We start from the raw sequence: 18985 nt of genomic DNA, 5'->3' as shown, positions 1-18985 counted from the left end.
TAAAGGCCGTCTGAAAGGTAAAAATAAGGTTAAAGTCGGCGAAATTCATAACGAAGAAGACGCGATTAAAGAAATCGCCAAACTCGAAAAAGCCATGCAGCAGGCGGCTAGGGATTTGCAGTTTGAAGAGGCGGCTGTGTTGAGGGATAGGATTAGGGGGATTAAGGAGAATTTATTTTTTTAAATTAAGTATTGTTTTTTTAATGACGTATTCTTATATTCTGAGAGCGAATCTAAAAGTCGCTTTTTAACCAATACTTGTGAAAGGCTCATCATGACCAATGAAGAAATCAAAAATATTTTAGCAACATCTACCCAAAATGAATGGAATGTAGATGATGACTCAGGTACTTTTTCCTACAAAGATGATTTAAACCTTCAAATTATTCGGACACCTTACGAAAATTGGACTCCTTTTAATGAAGAATGGGCTACTAAGCATCCAGATTCATCTGCAGAAAAAGTGGATTATGTCGTGAAATATCGAGATGCTGTTGTGGCGAGAGAATCTTTAATTTCTGTTGACGGTCATCGTGCTGAATTACCAATGCCTAAAAGTGCAACAGATTTAAGGGTGTTAGCAAGTAAAGTTAATTTTGCCAAGATTGTAACTACTGGTGGGGATAGAATTGATGAATATCTCACCCGTTCAGGATTACAGAAAGTTCAATCATATTAAAATCAGCAAGCGTAGCAAGCCGTAGCCTGCATCTCCACCAACCGCGTGCGTGGCTGTGCCACACACCTTACCTGCGGCGGCACAAACTTTAAAACCGAGGTGTAGGGTGTGTGCGGTACGCACGCACGCGTTGTCTGTCGTTCTCACCATTGTTTCAAACTTTCAGAAGACCTCAAACGTCGTCTGGAAACTTTTAGAATAAAGGCCGTCTGGAATCCAGTTTTCAGACGGCCTTTTTACTTCCTTAGTATTTTACCTGCCCGACTGCGCCCACACGTTTTGCAGGTAGGCGTAGGTCAGCTCGGCGGTGCCGGAGACCAGTGCGATGTCGCTGCCCAAGTCTTCGGCTTTGCCCACGCCGATGGGCAAGGCGCCGGCGGCTTTGATGGCGGCAACGCCGGCGGCGGCGTCTTCGATGCCGATGCAGCAGCGGATGTCCGCGCCCACGCCCTCGGCGGCGGCGAGGAAGATGTCGGGGGCGGGTTTGGAATGCGCGACGGCGGCAGGGTCGGCGACGGCGTCGAAGAAGTGGGTCAACCCCATGCGTTCGAGCAGGAACGGGCCGTTTTTACTGGCGGACGCGAGGGCGATTTTTTTGCCGTTTGCTTTCAATGCTTCCAGTAGGGGCAAAATGCCGGGGTACACGTCTTCGGGTTTGACTGCCTGAATCATCTCGACGTAGTTGTCGTTTTTGCGGCGGGTCAGTTCGGCGAACTCGGCTTCACCGACGGTTTTGCCGCCGTGCGCGAGGATGCGTTTGAGCGAATCGTCGCGCGATACGCCTTTGAGCTGTTCGTTAAACTTGCGGTCGATGCTGATGCCCAGTTCTTCGGCAAGCTTTTTCCATGCGCGGTAGTGGTATTCGGCGGTGTCAGTGATGACACCGTCGAGGTCAAAGAGCACTGCGGTAAAAGTCATTTTGCACCTCCTTATTTTTCCAACGCAACGGTGTGGCTGCCGTTAAGCGTGATGTCTTTGCCGTACACCTGCAAATCGAGCGGCTCGCCTTTGAGCAGGGTGAAGACCACGTTTTCTTTGCCGACGGCGACTTTAATCAGACGGCCGCGGTAGTTGATATGGAAGGCGTAGCCTGTCCACGCACTCGGCAGGAACGGTGCGAAGCTGAGTTTGCCGCCCCAGGTTTTCATTTGGGCGAAACCTTGGACGATGGCAAGCCACGAGCCGGTCATGGAGGTGATGTGCAGGCCGTCTTCGGTGTCGTTGTTGTAGTTGTCCAAGTCTAGGCGGGCGGTGCGCTGGTACATTTCCACGGCTTTTTCTTCTTTGCCCAGTTCGGCGGCAAGGATGGCGTGGATACACGGCGACAACGAGCTTTCATGCACGGTCATCGGTTCGTAGAAGTCGAAGTTGCGGCGTTTTTCGTCGATATTGAAACGGTCGCCGAAGAAGTAGATGCCTTGCAAGACGTCCGCCTGTTTGATGAAGGGCGAACGCAGGATTTTGTCCCACGACCATTTCTGGTTGAGCGGCAAATCGTCGGGCGAAAGCGCGGACACGGGGCGGATGTCTTTGTCGAGGAAGCCGTCGTGCTGCACGAATACGCCGAGTTCTTCGTCATGCGGACGGTACATATTGGCGCTGATGTCCGCCCATTTTTCCAGCTCGGCGGCACTCACGTTCAAATCCGGACGCGGATATTTCGCCAAGGCTTCGCGGGTGTAGTCCAATACCCATGCGGCGAGGGTGTTGGTGTACCAGTTGTTGTTGATGTTGTTTTCGTATTCGTTCGGGCCGGTTACGCCGTGAATCATGTATTTGCCGTTGCGTTTGGAGAAGTGGACGCGGTCCGCCCAGAAGCGGGACACTTCGACCAAGACTTCCAAGCCTTCTTTGGCAAGATAGCTTTCATCGCCGGTGTAGTTGGTGTAGTTGTAGATGGCGTAAGGAATCGCGCCGTTGCGGTGGATTTCCTCGAAGGTGATTTCCCATTCGTTGTGGCATTCGATGCCTGTAAACGTCACCATCGGATAAAGTGCGCCCGCCAAGCCCTGTTCGCGCGCGTTGTGCTGCGCCTGCGGCAGTTGGTTGCGGCGGTATTGCAGCAGGTTGCGGGTAACTTCGGGTTCAGCCAGTGCAAGATAGAGCGGCACGGCATAGGCTTCGGTGTCCCAATAGGTCGCGCCGCCGTATTTTTCGCCGGTAAAGCCTTTGGGGCCGATGTTCAGACGCGCGTCTTCGCCGTAGTAGGTGGAGAACAGTTGGAACAGGTTGAAGCGGATGCCCTGCTGCGCTTCGTCGCTGCCTTCGATGACCACGTCGGCGATTTCCCAACGGTGCAGCCAGCCTGCTTTGTGCGCGTCCAGCAAGGTTTCGAACACAACGCCTGCGACTTTTTCCGATAAGGCGCGGCCTGCGGCTTTCACTGCTTCCAAGCCCTGATAATCGCGGCTAGTGGTAATAATCACGCGTTTTTCAAAGGTTTCGGGCGTACCGCCGACTTCGGCTTCAAAAGAATTAGAAACTTGCCAGTCGGTTTGGCTGCGGCAGAGGGCTTTAAAGCTGCCGGCGAAGGTTTGCTCGGCGTTAACGATAAATTGTTCCACGCCGAAAGGGTTGGCGACGGTTTGGGTGGCAATGTAGGAGAGGCCGTCTGAAACGCCTTTGTCTAATACCTGCCAGAATTTTTCTTCGTAGTTGGAGTCTTCGTTTTTCACGTCGGCGTCGATGATGGAATCGATGCGGACTTGGTGGGTTTTGCCGTCAACAGATACGGCTTCCCAGCGGATAACCGCCAGCTCTTTTTGCGCGACGGACAGGAATTTGCACACATCGAAACGCACGCCGAATACGGTGAACGAGCGGCGCAACACGCCGTGCTGCATATCGAGTTCGACGGAGAAGTTGGTAACGTCGTTTTTCGCCAAGTCCACTTCCTGTCCGTCAACAAAGATTTTGACTTTGCTGAAATTAAGTGCGTTGATGGCTTTGCCGAAATATTTAGGATAGCCGTTTTTCCACCAGCCGACGCGGGTTTTGTCGGGGAACCACACGCCCGCGATGTAGGTGCCCAAGTGGCTGTCGGCGGAGTAGGTTTCCTCAAAGCTGCCGCGCATACCCATATAGCCGTTGCCCAAACTGGTCAGGCTCTCTTGCAGCCGTTTGTGTTCTTTTTCCAGTTTTGCCGAACGCAGCGTCCAAGGGCTGATTTCCATGATTCTTGTATACATTTATGAAGCTCCTGTTATTAAAATTGTAAGTTCGGCAAAGGTTTCAGACGGCCTTTGCCGATGGTATGGATGGATTATTCGCGGTGGGTCTCTTTAATCAGACATACTGAGAAGGCTCCCAGCAGCAAGACTGCGCCTGCAACCAAGAACATGGTTGCCTGATGGCTGCCCAGCATAGGGAAGAGGATAAAGCTCAGCAGGGAGGCGACGATTTGAGGCATACAGATAGAGCCATTAAACAGACCCAAATAAGTACCCATGTGTTTGCCGGAGAGGGCATTGGTTACAATCGTCAAAGGATAGGTAATGATACCTGCCCACGCGATGCCGATTAAGGTATAAGACAGGATCAGTGCGTATTGATCGTGGATGAAGAAGATAGAGAAGAAACCGAGCGCGCCTAAAGCTAAGCAACCGAAATAACCGACTTTATGGTATTGATTCGGTACTTTTGCCAGAATAAACGAGCAGATAACGGCAGCAATGGATTGTACCGCCGCCAAAACGCCGTACCAGTTGCCCGCTTCCTGATAGCCTACGGAAGAGGCATCGGTTGTCTGCCAAACGTTTTCTGCAATCGCGCCTGCCGAGTAAGTCCACATATATTGGAAGGCGAACCAGCAGAAGAATTGCACCAAAGTGACTGTCCAAAACGCTTTAGGTGCAGTTTTTAAGAGTTCGAACCAGTTGGCTTTTTCCTGATTTGCGGCTACGTCGATGCCGTGGTAGCGAGCGTAGGTTTCCGGATCATACTCTTTGACTTTGAAGATGGTGAACGCGCTGGTAATCACCAGCAACGCCGCGCCCACATAAAACGCCACGACCACGGTCTGCGGCACGACGCCTTTTTCTGCCGTGTTTTCTAAGCCGATATAGGCAAAGACGAATGGCAAGATGGCGGCAACGACTGCGCCTGTATTGGCTAAGAAACTTTGAATGCCGTAGGCGTAGCCTTTCTGCTCCTCGTTGACCATGTCGCCGACCATCATCTTAAACGGCTGCATCGCCATATTCGACGATACGTCCAACAGCGCAATCATCAGCGCGCCGAACGACAAGGCCGCCAGCGACGCATAGCCGAAGCCGAAGCTGCCCGAGTTTGGCATCAAAATCATCACGATGACCGCAATCAGCGTGCCGTAAAGCAGATACGGCAGACGGCGGCCGCCCAGGCGCGGATTCCAAGTGCGGTCGGAGTAATGGCCGACAATCGGCTGCACCAGCATCCCCGCCAACGGCGGCAGGATAAAGAACCAGCCGAGGCTGTGCGGGTCGGCGCCGAGCGTCTGGAAGATGCGGCTCATCTGCGAGCTTTGCAGGGTAAAGGCCGTCTGAACGCCGAGATAGCCGAAGCTCAGCATCCAAATCGTACTTTTTGCCAGTGACGGCAAACCTTGTTTTGCTGTTTTTTGCGTATGTTCCGACATGAGGTAAATCCTTTTTTTAAAAAGTATTTTTATTGAGAAATCTGAAATGTTCCTTGGTGTGGTGTTCTCTGTCGTTATTGTTTGTGTGCGTGCTTTCAAGGATATAGGTGCATTTTATGAAGCGCGCCGGATATTGGCAATGCCAGTTCAAGGATAAACTGGCTTAAATCAAATTTTCTGCGGTTTGGCATTGATACCGTCGGGCAATGAGGGTATCGGTTCGGCTCGGTGTATATTTTGATGCTTATTTCTATTTTCAGACGGCATTTGAACAAGCAAGTATTTGGGCAATAGGTTAAAATGGGCCGTCTGAAATTTGTTTGACGGAAACGAGAAAACCATGTCCCAACAATACGTCTATTCTATGCTGCGCGTGAGCAAGGTGGTGCCGCCGCAGAAAACCATCATTAAAGATATTTCCCTTTCCTTTTTCCCCGGCGCGAAAATCGGTTTGCTCGGTTTGAACGGCGCGGGTAAGTCCACCGTGCTGCGGATTATGGCGGGTGTGGATAAGGAATTTGAGGGCGAAGCCGTGCCGATGGGCGGCATTAAAATCGGCTATCTGCCGCAAGAGCCGGAGCTTGATCCTGAGAAAACCGTGCGCGAGGAAGTGGAAAGCGGTTTGGGTGAAGTGGCCGCCGCGCAGAAACGTTTGGAAGAAGTGTATGCCGAGTACGCCAATCCCGATGCGGATTTTGACGCACTGGCGGAAGAACAGGGCCGCTTGGAAGCGATTATTGCGGCAGGTTCGTCAACCGGCGGCGGTGCGGAGCACGAATTGGAAATCGCCGCCGATGCGCTGCGCCTGCCGGAATGGGATGCCAAAATCGGCAATCTGTCCGGAGGTGAAAAACGCCGCGTTGCCTTGTGCAAACTCTTGTTGAGCAAGCCCGATATGCTTTTGCTGGACGAGCCGACCAACCACTTGGACGCGGAATCTGTCGAATGGCTGGAGCAATTCTTGGTGCGCTTCCCCGGCACAGTCGTTGCGGTAACGCACGACCGCTATTTCCTCGACAATGCTGCCGAATGGATTTTGGAACTCGACCGCGGACACGGTATCCCGTGGAAAGGCAATTACTCGTCTTGGCTGGAGCAGAAAGAAAAACGCTTGGAAAACGAGGCGAAATCCGAAGCTGCGCGCGTGAAAGCGATGAAGCAGGAGTTGGAATGGGTACGCCAAAATGCCAAGGGCCGTCAAGCCAAGTCCAAAGCGCGTCTGGCGCGTTTCGAGGAAATGAGCAACTACGAATACCAAAAACGCAATGAAACGCAGGAAATCTTCATTCCTGTCGCCGAGCGTTTGGGTAATGAAGTAATTGAATTTGTGAATGTTTCCAAATCGTTTGGCGATAAAGTGCTGATTGACGATTTGAGCTTCAAAGTACCTGCGGGCGCGATTGTCGGCATCATCGGTCCGAACGGCGCAGGTAAATCGACGCTGTTCAAAATGATTTCGGGTAAAGAGCAGCCTGATTCCGGCGAAGTGAAAATCGGCCAAACCGTGAAAATGAGCTTGATCGACCAAAGCCGTGAAGGTTTGCAAAACGACAAAACCGTGTTCGACAACATTGCCGAAGGCCGCGACATTTTGCAGGTTGGGCAATTTGAAATTCCCGCCCGCCAGTATTTGGGACGCTTTAACTTCAAAGGCAGCGACCAAAGCAAAATCGCAGGTCAATTGTCTGGCGGCGAACGTGGCCGTCTGCACTTGGCAAAAACTTTGTTGAGCGGCGGCAATGTATTGCTGTTGGACGAACCGTCTAACGACCTCGACGTGGAAACCCTGCGCGCGTTGGAAGACGCGTTGCTGGAATTTGCCGGTAGTGTGATGGTGATTTCGCACGACCGTTGGTTCCTCGACCGCATCGCTACGCATATTCTGGCTTGTGAAGGCGACTCTAAATGGGTGTTCTTTGACGGCAACTATCAGGAATACGAAGCCGACAAGAAACGCCGTTTGGGCGAAGAGGGTGCGAAACCGAAACGTATCCGTTATAAACCGGTAACACGTTAATTAGGTTTGAACCAAAAGGCCGTCTGAAACTTTTAATGTTTCAGACGGCCTTTTATTTTTGATGTTTATGATTGTTTTCTTAATTGCGGATGGTTTTCCAATGTATCAATGATGATTTCAATCATGCGGGGGGCAGTTTGCGCCAAATCGAAGCCTTGACCTGAAGAAAGCCAGCGCCAAATCAAGCCGTCTAATGAAGACTTGATGAAGATGACCGCCATATCGGTATCCAAATTATCCGCCAACGCTTTTTGTTGTACCGCATCAGTCAGGACAGCAACGATTTTTTCACGCCATAGTGATTGGTGTTTTTTAGCGATGGCAATGACTGCCTCGTTTTGCTCGGTGTGTTCGCATTTTAAAAACAAAATGCTGTGGAATTTATAGTGAAGCTCGTTGTGTTGCAGGCGCTCGAAGAAACGGGTCAGGGTCAGTCGGAAGCTTGACCAAGCCTGTTCGTTATTGTTGTTCGAGTCTTCTTTTATGCAGCTTTCGATGTCATCGCAAATCCGTTGGAACAGGGCGTCAAACAAATCTTCTTTGTTTTTGAAATGCCAATACAGCGCGCCGCGCGTTACGCCTGCGGCTTGGGCGATTTCGTTAAGCGAGGTGCGGGCAATGCCTTTCTGATAAAACGTATCCAATGCGGCAAGCATGAGATATTCTTTGGTTTTTAAAGCTTCGGTTTTGGTTCTTCTCATAGTTGTTTTGTAGGAAATGTAAATTTATGGTTCGGATTATAAAAAATTACTTCTGAACATGCAAGAATGTATGTATAATTTGATTTAGTACTTGATAGTGTTTCTCAACACTATATAATCAGCCTGTTTTTCATAAAAACAGGCAATTTCTGCTTGTGAAATATGAGATTAAAGTAATCAATTTTTAATTAGTCAAACCATTATTTATCATAGAGATAGGAAAATTATGGCTCTTTATGCTTCTAAAATGATGCGTGTTGCGGCAATTGCAGCAGCTACTGCGTTGGCGCTTTCCGCTTGCGGCAAAGGCGATGAAAAAGCAGCCGGCCAACAGGCGCAAGGCAGTCAGCAACAGCAAAAACAACCTGCGCCTGAAGTGCGCGTGGTCACTGTACATCCGGAAACCGTTGCATTGACAACCGAGTTGCCGGGCCGTCTGGAATCATTGCGTACTGCGGAAATTCGCGCCCAAGTCGGCGGTATTCTGCAAAAACGCCTGTTCCAAGAGGGCAGCTATGTGCAAGCCGGTCAACCTTTGTACCAAATCGACAGCTCATCTTATGAAGCAAATTTAGAAAGCGCACGCGCCCAGTTGGCGAGTGCGCAAGCTACTTTGGCCAAAGCGAATGCCGACCTGGCCCGCTACAAACCGCTGGTTGCCGCCGATGCCATCAGCCAACAAGAATATGATGCGGCCGTAACGGCCAAGCGCTCAGCAGAAGCAGGCGTCAAATCCGCTCAAGCAGCCATCAAATCTGCCGGTATCAGCCTGAGCCGCTCCCGCATTACTGCGCCGATTTCCGGCTTCATCGGTCAATCTAAAGTTTCTGAAGGTACGCTGCTGAATTCCGGCGATACCACTGTTTTGGCCACCATTCAACAAACCAATCCGATGTATGTCAACGTTACCCAGTCTGCGAGTGAGGTCATGAAACTGCGTCAACAGGTTGCCGAAGGCAAATTGTTGGCGGCAAACGGCGCGATTGCAGTGGATATCAAATTTGACGACGGTACGGTTTACCCTGAAAAAGGCCGTCTGCTGTTTGCAGATCCGACTGTCAACGAAACGACCGGTCAAATTACTTTGCGCGCTGCCATTCCTAACGACAGAAATATCTTGATGCCGGGCTTGTATGTGCGCGTGTTGATGGAACAAGTTGCAGTGGATAATGCATTTGTAGTTCCGCAACAAGCCGTTACCCGTGGTTCGCAAGATACGGTGATGGTGGTGAATGACAAGAGCGAAATGGAAGCGCGTGTCGTGACCGTAGCCCAACAGCAAGGTACCAACTGGGTTATTACAGACGGCCTGAAAGACGGCGACAAAGTGATTGTTGAAGGCATCAGCATTGCCGCTATGTCGGGTGCTAAACAGGTAACGCCGAAAGAATGGACGCCGCCTGCAAACGCTGCGGCGGCAACACCGGCAGTTTCAGACGGCCAGGCTGCATCCGAGGCCAAGCCTGAAGCTAAAGCTGCATCTGAAGCCAAATAAGGAACGCGTGAATGTCTAAGTTTTTTATTGACCGCCCCATCTTTGCATGGGTTATTGCGATTTTTATCATCGCAGCGGGTATTTTCGGCATTCAAAAACTGCCGATTTCCCAATATCCGTCCGTTGCAGCGCCGACCATTACTTTGACCGCTACTTATCCGGGCGCTTCTGCTCAGGTAATGGAAGACAGCGTGCTGGCCGTTATCGAACGCAATATGTACGGTGTGGAAGGTTTGGACTATATGACGACTTCTGCCAACTCCAGCGGCAGCGGCAGCGTCAGTCTGACGTTTACACCGGAAACCAATGAAGATTTGGCACAAGTAGACGTACAGAACAAACTGTCTGAAGTATTGTCCACATTACCCTCTACCGTACAACAATATGGTGTAACCGTATCTAAGGCGCGTTCCAACTTCTTGCAAGTGGTCATGCTTTCCTCTGAAAAGCAATCCACTGAAGAGATGAATGACTATGCGCAACGCAATATCGTTCCTGAATTGCAACGTATCGATGGCGTGGGTCAGGTTCGATTGTTTGGTGCGCAACGCGCTATGCGTATTTGGGTTGACCCGAAAAAACTGCAAAACTACAACCTGTCTTTTGCAACGGTAACCAATGCGCTTGCGACACAAAATATTCAAATTTCTGCAGGCTCTATCGGTTCTCTGCCTGCTGTGCCGGGACAGACTATTTCGGCAACCGTTACAGCGCAAGGTCAGCTGAGCACTGCTGAAGAGTTCGGCAACATCATTTTGGTATCCAATACTGACGGCTCAAATGTCTATCTGAAAGACGTTGCCAAAGTCAGCTTGGGTATGCAGGACTATTCTTCTTCCACCCGCTTGAACGGCGTGAACACCACCGGTATGGCAGTGATGCTGTCTAACAGCGGTAACGCTTTGGCAACGGCGACTGCCGTGAAAGAAAAAATGGCGGTTTTGCAGAAGTATTTTCCAGACGGCATGAGCTGGAAAGTTCCTTACGATACTTCCAAATTTGTGGAAATTTCGATTGAGAAAGTGATCCATACACTTTTGGAAGCCATCGTATTGGTATTCTTGGTGATGTATCTCTTCCTGCAAAACATCCGCTATACGTTGATTCCGACCATTGTTGTGCCGATTTCCCTGTTGGGCGGTTTTGCCTTCATCTCATACATGGGTATGTCGATTAACGTATTGACCATGTTTGCGATGGTATTGGTGATCGGTATTGTGGTCGATGACGCGATTGTGGTTGTTGAAAACGTTGAGCGTATTATGGCGAGCGAAGGTCTGTCGCCTAAGGCTGCAACTAAAAAAGCGATGAGTCAGATTTCCGGTGCGGTGATTGGTATTACTGCCGTGTTGATGTCTGTATTTGTGCCGCTGGCAATGTTTAGCGGTGCAACTGGTAACATTTACAAACAGTTTGCCCTGACTATGGCGGCATCGATCGGCTTCTCCGCATTTCTTGCCTTGACGCTGACTCCGGCATTGTGTGCCACCATGCTCAAACCGATTCAGAAGGGACATCACGAAGAGAAAAAAGGTTTCTTCGGTTGGTTTAACAAGAAATTCGACAACTGGACACACGGCTACGAAGGCTGGGCAGCCAAAATCTTGCGCAAGACTTTGCGCATGATGGTTGTCTATATTGGTTTGACTGTTGTGGGCGTATTCCTGTTTATGCGTCTGCCGACTTCCTTCTTGCCGTCTGAAGACCAAGGTAACTTGATGTTGAGCGTACAATTGCCTGCCGGTGCGACCAAAGAGCGTACTGATGCAACTTTGGCTCAAATCACTCAACTGGCAAAATCTATACCTGAGATTGAGAACATTATTACCGTTTCCGGTTTCAGTTTTTCAGGCTCCGGTCAAAACATGGCTTTGGGCTTTGTTATTCTGAAAGACTGGAGCGAACGTACTGCTCCGGGCAGCGATGCAACTTCTATTTCCGGTAAGTTGACCGGCATGATGATGGCTACGCTGAAAGACGGTTTCGGTTTGGCGATTGTGCCTCCAGCCATTATGGAATTGGGTACAGGCTCCGGCTTGACGATTTATCTGCAAGACCGTAACAACAGCGGCCATGCTGCATTGTTGGCCAAACGCAATGAGCTGATTGACAAAATGCGCAAAAGCGGTTTGTTTAACCCAAGTACCGTTCGTGCGAGCGGTTTGGAAGATGCGCCGCAGTTGAAAATCGACATCAACCGTTCCGCAGCAGCCGCACAAGGTATTTCGTTCTCTGATATCCGTACTGCTTTGGCTTCTGCTTTGGGTTCGTCTTATGTAAACGACTTCCCGAATCAAGGCCGTCTGCAACGCGTGATGGTACAAGCTGATGCGAGTGCCCGTATGCAGCCTGCCGATATTCTGAACCTGACCGTGCCGAACAAATCCGGCGTTGCTGTACCGCTTTCTACCATTGCTACTGTTTCTTGGGTAAACGGTATGGAACAAAGCGTCCGCTTCAATGGTTATCCTGCAATGGAGCTTTCCGGTTCGCCTGTTAATGGCGTATCTTCCGGTCAGGCCATGGCTGCGGTACAGCAAATGGTTGATGACATGGGCGGCGGTTACAGTCTGGAATGGGGCGGTCAGTCTCGTGAAGAGGCCAAAGGCAGCTCGCAAACGGTCATGTTGTACGCATTGGCCGCTGCCGCTGTATTCTTGGTATTGGCTGCCTTGTACGAAAGCTGGTCTATCCCGTTGGCGGTTATCCTTGTGATTCCGTTGGGCTTGATTGGCGCGGCATTGGGCGTGACCGGCCGCAACATGTTTGAAGCATTGCTGGGCAGTATTCCGGCATACGCCAACGATATCTACTTCCAAGTCGGTTTCGTTACGGTGATGGGTTTAAGTGCGAAAAACGCGATTTTGATTATCGAGTTTGCCAAAGACCTGCAAGCGCAAGGTAAGAGCGCGCTTGAAGCTGCACTTGCCGCCGCACACTTGCGTTTCCGCCCGATTATCATGACTTCGTTCGCCTTCATCTTGGGTGTGGTACCGCTCTATGTTGCCAGCGGTGCCAGCTCCGCCAGTCAACGTGCGATTGGTACGACTGTGTTCTGGGGTATGTTGATCGGTACGATTCTGTCTGTGTTCCTTGTGCCTTTGTTCTATGTGGTTGTGCGCAAATTCTTTAAAGAAACTGCACACGAGCATGAGATGGCCGCCAAACACGCCGCTGAAGCCGGCATGATTGAAGACGGTAAACACGATTCAGACAAGCACTAAAGCAAAGGCCGTCTGAAAATTTTCAGACGGCCTCAAAATGCTAAAGGATTCTAAAATGAAGAAGATTACATTCAAACCTGTACTGACCGCCGTTGCCGCCGCCGTGGCTTTGTCGGCCTGTACTATGATGCCGAAATATGAGCAGCCTCAAGTTGCCGTTGCCGATACGTTTAAATACGACACCGTTGACGACGGTATCCGTGCCGCTGAATTGGGTTGGCAAGATTACTTTGCTGATCCTCGCCTTCACCGCCTGATTGACATCGCATTGGAACGCAATACCGATTTGCGTACAGCTGCGCTGAATGCGGAAATCTACCGCAAACAGTACATGATTGCGCGTAATAACTTGTTGCCAACCGTTAATGCCAGCGGTACAGGTTCGCGTCAAGGCAGCTTGAGCGGCGGCAGCGTCAGCAGCCAATACAGCGTGGGTTTGGGCGCAGCCTCTTATGAACTTGACCTCTTCGGCCGTGTCCGCAGTACCAGTGAAGCCGCGTTGCAAGGTTATTTCAATGTGGCCGCAAACCGCGATGCCGCCCATTTGACCCTGATTTCTACCGTTGCCAAAGCCTACTTTAACGAACGCTACGCGGAAGAAACCATGGCATTGGCACAACGTGTGTTGCAAACCCGTGAAGCGACTTACAAGCTCTCGCAATTACGCCATAAGGCCGGCGTGATTTCCGCCGTTGATTTGCGCCAACAGGAAGCGCTGATTGAATCAGCCAAAGCCGATTACGCATCCGCGGTGAAAAACCGCGAGCAAGCGCGCAATTCCTTGGCTATGTTGATTAATCAACCCTTGCCCGAAGACCTGCCTGCCGGTCTGCCTTTGAGCAAGCAGTTCAAAATGACCAAACTGCCTGCCGGTTTGAGTTCGGAAGTATTGCTCAACCGTCCGGATATCCGTGCAGCCGAACACGCGCTCAAACAAGCCAATGCCAATATCGGCGCGGCACGGGCGGCGTTTTTCCCACGCATCAGTCTGACCGGTTCGGTCGGTACAGCTTCCGGCGAGTTGAGCGGCCTGTTTAAGAGCGGTACGGGTATTTGGGCTTTTGCACCGTCCATCACCCTGCCTATCTTTGACTGGGGTACAAACAAAGCCAATCTTGACGTAGCCAAACTGCGCCAACAGGCACAAATCGTTGCTTATGAAACCGCTGTTCAATCCGCATTTAAAGACGTTTCCAATGCGTTGGTTGCACGTGAACAGCTGGATAAAAGCTATGCCGCTTTGAGCAAACAAAGCCGTGCCTACAACGACAGCCTGCGCCTCATCAGCCTGCGCTACAAACATGGCGTATCCAGTGCATTAGATTTGCTGGATGCCGAGCGTAGCAGTTATAGCGCGGATACTGCTCTTTTGGCTAATCAGCTGACCCGTTTGGAAAATCTTGCCGACTTGTATAAAGCACTTGGTGGCGGTTTGAAACGCGAAACCAAAGCTGCTGAATAAGTATTTGCCTGCTAAGATTAAAAGGCCGTCTGAAACATTTGGATTTCAGACGGCCTTTTTGTTATGCGGCAATTCTAAGCTTTTAATTTCTCGCTTAAAGTGGCGACATAGGCTGCGCGTTCGTTACGGCTGGCTTCGGGCTGGTGTGTGTTGAGTGAAGACCATTTGCGGTTGCTGCGCGCTTTGTTAAGTTCGCTTGGCAATTTGGCCGCATTCCATGGCGCTTTGCGTTCTTTTAGCTCGATATGCGATTGAGCCGCATGGCCGCGCGTTTGCAAGATGTGCAACAAATCCAGTGCGCGTGCGGCGAGCAGGGTAAGGGTTTCCGGATCGGTATGCAGGGTTTGTCGGCCGTTGATTTTATCGGTGATGTCTTGGGCATTGGGCAAAATACCGCCCAATAGTCCGCCGATGGCTGTACCCAAACCAAGCGAGCCGCCAAGCGTGGCAATGTCCAAGCCTAAACCGATGAGCGCGCCTGCGGTTGCGCCGGTACCGGTACGGATGCCGTAATGTTTGAGCAACTCGCTGTCAAACGGGTCTTGTTTGAAGGCTTTGGGCATCCATGTGCTGTCGCTGCCGACTTCGTCGTGATAGAAGCGGTAAAGTGTGAATAGGCGTTGTTGCATTTGCCGCTCAAGTTGGCGGATTTCCGATTGCATGACTTCCAAAGTCGGGGCAGGGTCGTCGTTTTCGGCAATTTCTTGGGTGAATGCGGCGACATCCAGCAGAAAATCGGCAATTTCACGGCGCGCTTCCGTATCCAGCCGTTGCCACTCGCGACGGCGCATATTGATGAGGCGGTCGAGGATGTCGCGCTTAGGTAACATGGTGGCAAGGTTTTCCCACAATCGGATTTCGCCTTCAAAGTCGAACGCAACGGTATCGAAACCGGCGTAAACATGCAGATTTCTGCGGGCGAGCATATTGGTCCAAGCGGTCAGGTCTTGATTTTGGGTGAAGTTGAACACGGGCATGATGGGCTTGGCGGACCAAGACAAAATGGTTAGCTCGTCTTTGTATTTGTCGAGGACGGGTTCCCGCGCATCGATAACGTAAATGGCCATATCGCTTTGCATGACTTGGCGCAGCACTTTGGCTTCTTGGTTGAACTCGTGATGCGCCTCATGATTGCTGAGGAACTGCTGGATGCGCTCAATGCCGTCATCGCGTGCGGATGTATGGGTTTCCAGCCAGTCCAACACGCCGCCGGCATCTTCAAGGCCGGGGGTGTCGTAGAGGTAAACCAAGCTGTCGTCGCCGTCGTTGATAAGGGCTTCTTCGACATGGCGCGTGGTGGATGGCGCGTTTTTTACTTCGCCGAAGGTACTGTCGCGCAAAAGCGTACGTAAGAGCGAGGTTTTGCCTGTGTTGGTATGGCCGACAACGGCAAGGGAAAGTGGGGTGGTCATGGTCTTTGGCTTGGGTTGATATGGACGATGAATGTGTGAGTATGGAGCCGTTTATCTTTAGTGGCAATATATGTTTCAGACGGCCCTAAATTCCTTTTATATATGGGTGAAAATAGCAAGAAAAAGAGGGGAGTAGCGGATTTGTTGTTTTTTAGCAAAATACTTGAAAATAGATAGGAAAACGGTTGACAGGCGGGTAGAAGGCTAGGATAATTCGCGCCGTTGAGTTGCTTGATGCAGCTTGATTTTTCTCCTCTATTTCTCCTTTGTAGACTTGGCGCATATCGAAACGGTATGCGCATTTTTTTATCTGTATTGAAATATGATTACATTTAAAATTTGTAAATCGAACAATTAAGAAACTTTACAAGAAAAATACTTGCGCGGTTGAATATCTTGTTGCATAATTCGTTTCGTTAGCTGGTTCGAGTAGTCAGTTAATAGTTTCTCCTCTATTTCTCCTTTGTAGACTTGGCACGCATTCTGTCGAATGTGTGCATTTTTTTTGCCTATTTAAAATAAAGGCCGTCTGAATGTTGTAATCTTTCAGACGGCCTTTATTTGTTGAATAGAATTAGATGTCTAATACTACTTCTTCTTTGACTTCTTCCATGACAACATAGCTGCGACTTTCGGACGCGGCCGGCAGTTGCAGCAGGATATTGCCGAGCATATCGCGATAGGCGGACATATTGGGCAGACGGACTTTGATAAGGTAGTCGTATTCGCCGGAGACCAAGTGGCATTCTAGAATTTGCGGAATCTTCAGCACTTCGCGTTTGAAGTCTTCAAAAATATTGCCGGATTTGGAGCGCAGTTTCAGCTCGACAAAGACCAAAAGGCTTTGACCTAGAGCATGGGGATTCAGATGGGCGTGATAGCCGGTAATAAGGTTGTCGCGTTCCAAGCGGCGGACGCGTTCGGTTACCGGTGTGGTGGAGAGGCCGACTTTTTCAGCCAATTCGGTCATGGGGATACGTGCGTTTTGTTGTAGGAGCTTGAGAATTTTTAAGTCGGTTTTGTCGAGTTCTTTCATGGCCTTGATGTCTGTCGTTTTCATTTGGATTGAATCATAACCTTAAAACAGCCTGAGAAGAAGCATAAATGCCTAAAAGTGCGCATGAGGTCTAAATTATGAATAGATTATTCTTGTGTATTTCATGGAATCCTGTGTAGTTTTTGACCTATAATATTTACTTCAAAGTAATAGGGCAGGCCGTCTGAAACGGAATGCCGATAAGAGGAATACATTATGCGTCCGCTCAATGCGCAAATCCGTTTGGATAATTTACGTCAAAATTATCGTTTTCTCAAAGAGTTGCACGGCAATAAATTGCTGGCTGTGATTAAGGCCGATGCTTACGGGCATGGTGCGGTCAGATGTGCACACGCGTTGGCGGATATTGCCGACGGCTTTGCGGTGGCAACGGTAGATGAAGGCGTGGAGTTGCGTCAAAACGGCATTAAAAATCCGATTGTTTTGTTGGAAGGTGTATTTGAGGCTGCGGAGTATGCGGATGTTGACCGTTATGATTTGTGGCCGGCAATCGGCAGCCAATGGCAGCTGGAGGCGTTTATGCATCATGAGTGGCAACGTCCGACAACCGTATGGCTGAAAATGGACTCGGGTATGCACCGTGCCGGTTTCTTTCCGCATAACTATGCTGCGGCCTATACTGCATTGAAACAATCCGAATCGGTTGAAAACATTGTGAAATTCAGCCATTTTGCCTGCGCGGACGAGCCGGAAAACGGCATGACCGAAATGCAGCTTGAAGCGTTTGATTTGGCATGTGAAGGTTTGGAAGGCGAAGAGAGCTTGGCCAATTCCGCCGCGATTTTGAACGTGCCTGAAGCGCGGCGCGATTGGGGACGTGCCGGTCTGGCCTTATATGGTATTTCGCCTTTCGGCGGCGTGGATGAGCGTTTGAAACCAGTTATGCGTCTGACTTCCCGCGTTTTCGGCGAGCGTGTGTTGCAACCGCATTCTCCGATTGGCTACGGCGCAACGTTCTACACCAGCAAATCTACCCGTGTCGGTTTGATTGCCTGCGGCTATGCCGACGGTTATCCGCGTCGTGCTTCCACTAATTCCCCTGTGGCGGTGGATGGCAAACGCAGCCGTATTATCGGCAGGGTATCTATGGATATGATTACGGTTGAGCTGGAAGCCTCGAAAGAGGGCTTGGGCGCGGAAGTAGAGCTTTGGGGCGATGTGATTAATATCAATGAAGTTTCCGAAATTGCCGGTATGATTCCGTACGAAATCCTCTGCAATATCAAACGTGCGAAGTTTACTTATATCGAGTAAGCAGTAAAAGATCAGGCCGTCTGAAATGTGTTTTCAGACGGCCTTTTTGTTATCTGCAATTAAAACGATTCGTCAGCGCGTAAATAACGCCATTTTCCCGGCGGCAGTCTGCCGAGTTTGACCTTGCCCATACGGATGCGTTTCAAACCGACGACACGCAGGCCGACCAGTTCGCACATGCGGCGGATTTGACGTTTTTTGCCTTGTCGCAAAATAAAGCGCAACTGGTCTTCGTTTTGCCATTCGACTTTGGCGTGGCGCAATTTTTCTCCGTCCAAACTCAAGCCGTGGTTGAGCAGGGCGAGGCCTTTGTCGTCCAGTTTGCCGCGGACGCGGACAAGGTATTCTTTTTCGCTGCTGCTGTTTTCGCCAATCAGTTGTTTGGCGATGCGGCCATCTTGGGTGAGCACCAATAATCCGACAGAGTCAATATCCAGGCGGCCGGCAGGAGCTAAGCCGAATTTGTGCTTTTCGCTGAAAGGGATACGGCTGTCGTCGCCTTCCCAATGGTTGTCGGCGGTAATGAGTTCGGCGGCAGATTTATAGCCTTTTTCTGCCTGCGCACTGACGTAGCCGACGGGTTTGTTCAGAAGGATGGTGACGCGCGCGGCTTGTTTTTCATGAGCTTGTTTGTTGAGGTCAATGCGGTCACGCTCGGTGACTTTTTGACCAAGTACGGCGGTTTGGCCGTTGACTTTGACCCAGCCTTGCTCGATGTAGCTGTCTGCCTCACGGCGCGAGCATAAACCTAATTGTGCCATGCGTTTGGAGAGACGCATGGTTTCGGAATCGTTGTTTTGCATGATATGGCAATATAGAGAAATGGGAATGTCGGATTATAGCATTGACCGTTTGTCAGGCCGTCTGAAAACTGAAGATTTGGGTTTTCAGACGGCCTTTCACTTGCGATATGTTAAGAAATTTTTAGTTATAAAGTAAAAACTAAAGGGTGTATTGTCTGTTTGTGTTAACCTTACGAACGAACTAATCATTTTGTTTTCTGTTGAATTTGGGTTGAAATGACATTTCACTCATGAAATCATGAAGACTATAATGATTAGTCGTTCTG

The 18985-nt window shown here is 50.2% G+C and carries 14 protein-coding genes and 1 pseudogene; 7 read left to right on the top strand and 8 right to left on the bottom strand.

The window, feature by feature from the left end; all coding sequences use genetic code 11:
* Position 1: 1 nt before the first annotated feature.
* Both FAH66_RS06250 and FAH66_RS06245 read left to right on the top strand, forming a co-directional pair.
* Positions 2 to 184 (top strand): annotated as a pseudogene (locus FAH66_RS06250) (UvrB/UvrC motif-containing protein); the annotation flags it as partial.
* Positions 185 to 274: 90 nt separating this feature from the next.
* Entirely contained in the window at positions 275 to 679 is a 405-nt protein-coding gene (locus FAH66_RS06245) for a hypothetical protein (RefSeq protein WP_137041055.1), read from the top strand.
* Here the strand turns inward: FAH66_RS06245 and FAH66_RS10825 are convergent.
* The 4 genes from FAH66_RS10825 to FAH66_RS06230 all read right to left on the bottom strand — a co-directional run bounded on the left by FAH66_RS10825 (position 671) and on the right by FAH66_RS06230 (position 5294).
* Positions 671 to 829: a hypothetical protein gene (locus FAH66_RS10825; RefSeq protein ID WP_167480319.1), complete on the bottom strand. Its 159-nt coding sequence runs from the start codon at positions 827 to 829 to the stop codon at positions 671 to 673. The two genes, FAH66_RS06245 and FAH66_RS10825, sit on opposite strands and share 9 nt — an antisense overlap.
* 102 nt (positions 830 to 931) lie before the next feature.
* The gene (pgmB, locus tag FAH66_RS06240; protein ID WP_137041054.1) at positions 932 to 1597 is read right to left on the bottom strand and encodes a beta-phosphoglucomutase; all 666 of its coding nucleotides are present in this window, start codon (positions 1595 to 1597) and stop codon (positions 932 to 934) included.
* An 11-nt stretch (positions 1598 to 1608) separates the two neighbouring features.
* Entirely contained in the window at positions 1609 to 3867 is a 2259-nt protein-coding gene (locus tag FAH66_RS06235; protein ID WP_137041053.1) for a glycoside hydrolase family 65 protein, read from the bottom strand.
* Between the two features lie 74 nt (positions 3868 to 3941).
* Positions 3942 to 5294 (bottom strand): SLC45 family MFS transporter, encoded by a 1353-nt coding sequence (locus FAH66_RS06230; protein ID WP_137041052.1) that lies wholly within the window; start codon positions 5292 to 5294, stop codon positions 3942 to 3944.
* A gap of 340 nt (positions 5295 to 5634) precedes the next feature.
* On the opposite strand from FAH66_RS06230, the gene ettA reads away from it, so the two are divergent.
* The gene (gene ettA, locus FAH66_RS06225) at positions 5635 to 7311 is read left to right on the top strand and encodes an energy-dependent translational throttle protein EttA (RefSeq protein WP_107769254.1); all 1677 of its coding nucleotides are present in this window, start codon (positions 5635 to 5637) and stop codon (positions 7309 to 7311) included.
* A gap of 65 nt (positions 7312 to 7376) precedes the next feature.
* On the opposite strand, the gene mtrR is transcribed toward ettA, so the two are convergent.
* Positions 7377 to 8012 (bottom strand): multidrug efflux system transcriptional repressor MtrR, encoded by a 636-nt coding sequence (gene mtrR, locus FAH66_RS06220; protein WP_137041051.1) that lies wholly within the window; start codon positions 8010 to 8012, stop codon positions 7377 to 7379.
* A gap of 226 nt (positions 8013 to 8238) precedes the next feature.
* Between mtrR and FAH66_RS06215 the strand changes: the two genes are divergently transcribed.
* From FAH66_RS06215 to FAH66_RS06205, 3 genes are read left to right on the top strand one after another with little or no spacing between them, the layout of a single operon-like run.
* Positions 8239 to 9507, top strand: coding sequence for an efflux RND transporter periplasmic adaptor subunit (locus FAH66_RS06215; protein WP_003685286.1), 1269 nt, complete (start codon positions 8239 to 8241; stop codon positions 9505 to 9507).
* Positions 9508 to 9518: 11 nt separating this feature from the next.
* Complete coding sequence (locus tag FAH66_RS06210) at positions 9519 to 12731, top strand: efflux RND transporter permease subunit (RefSeq protein WP_137041050.1); 3213 nt, start codon at positions 9519 to 9521, stop codon at positions 12729 to 12731.
* Between the two features lie 55 nt (positions 12732 to 12786).
* Positions 12787 to 14193 (top strand): efflux transporter outer membrane subunit, encoded by a 1407-nt coding sequence (locus tag FAH66_RS06205; protein WP_137041049.1) that lies wholly within the window; start codon positions 12787 to 12789, stop codon positions 14191 to 14193.
* A 74-nt stretch (positions 14194 to 14267) separates the two neighbouring features.
* On the opposite strand, the gene FAH66_RS06200 is transcribed toward FAH66_RS06205, so the two are convergent.
* Together FAH66_RS06200 and FAH66_RS06195 are read right to left on the bottom strand one after the other, a co-directional pair.
* Complete coding sequence (locus tag FAH66_RS06200; RefSeq protein ID WP_137041048.1) at positions 14268 to 15605, bottom strand: GTPase/DUF3482 domain-containing protein; 1338 nt, start codon at positions 15603 to 15605, stop codon at positions 14268 to 14270.
* Positions 15606 to 16179: 574 nt separating this feature from the next.
* Positions 16180 to 16641, bottom strand: a complete 462-nt coding sequence (locus FAH66_RS06195) for a winged helix-turn-helix transcriptional regulator (RefSeq protein WP_079453694.1) — start codon at positions 16639 to 16641, stop codon at positions 16180 to 16182.
* Between the two features lie 216 nt (positions 16642 to 16857).
* Between FAH66_RS06195 and alr the strand changes: the two genes are divergently transcribed.
* Entirely contained in the window at positions 16858 to 17916 is a 1059-nt protein-coding gene (gene alr / locus FAH66_RS06190) for an alanine racemase (RefSeq protein ID WP_137041047.1), read from the top strand.
* 59 nt (positions 17917 to 17975) lie between these two features.
* Here alr and FAH66_RS06185 read toward each other — a convergent pair whose 3' ends face one another.
* Positions 17976 to 18719 (bottom strand): pseudouridine synthase, encoded by a 744-nt coding sequence (locus FAH66_RS06185; RefSeq protein ID WP_137041046.1) that lies wholly within the window; start codon positions 18717 to 18719, stop codon positions 17976 to 17978.
* Positions 18720 to 18985: the final 266 nt, after the last annotated feature.

The sequence above is a fragment of the Neisseria subflava genome (assembly GCF_005221305.1).
Classification (GTDB): Bacteria; Pseudomonadota; Gammaproteobacteria; order Burkholderiales; family Neisseriaceae; genus Neisseria; species Neisseria subflava.
The sequence above is the reverse complement of the archived record's forward strand: the minus strand, read 5'-3'. Positions and strand labels throughout refer to the sequence as shown.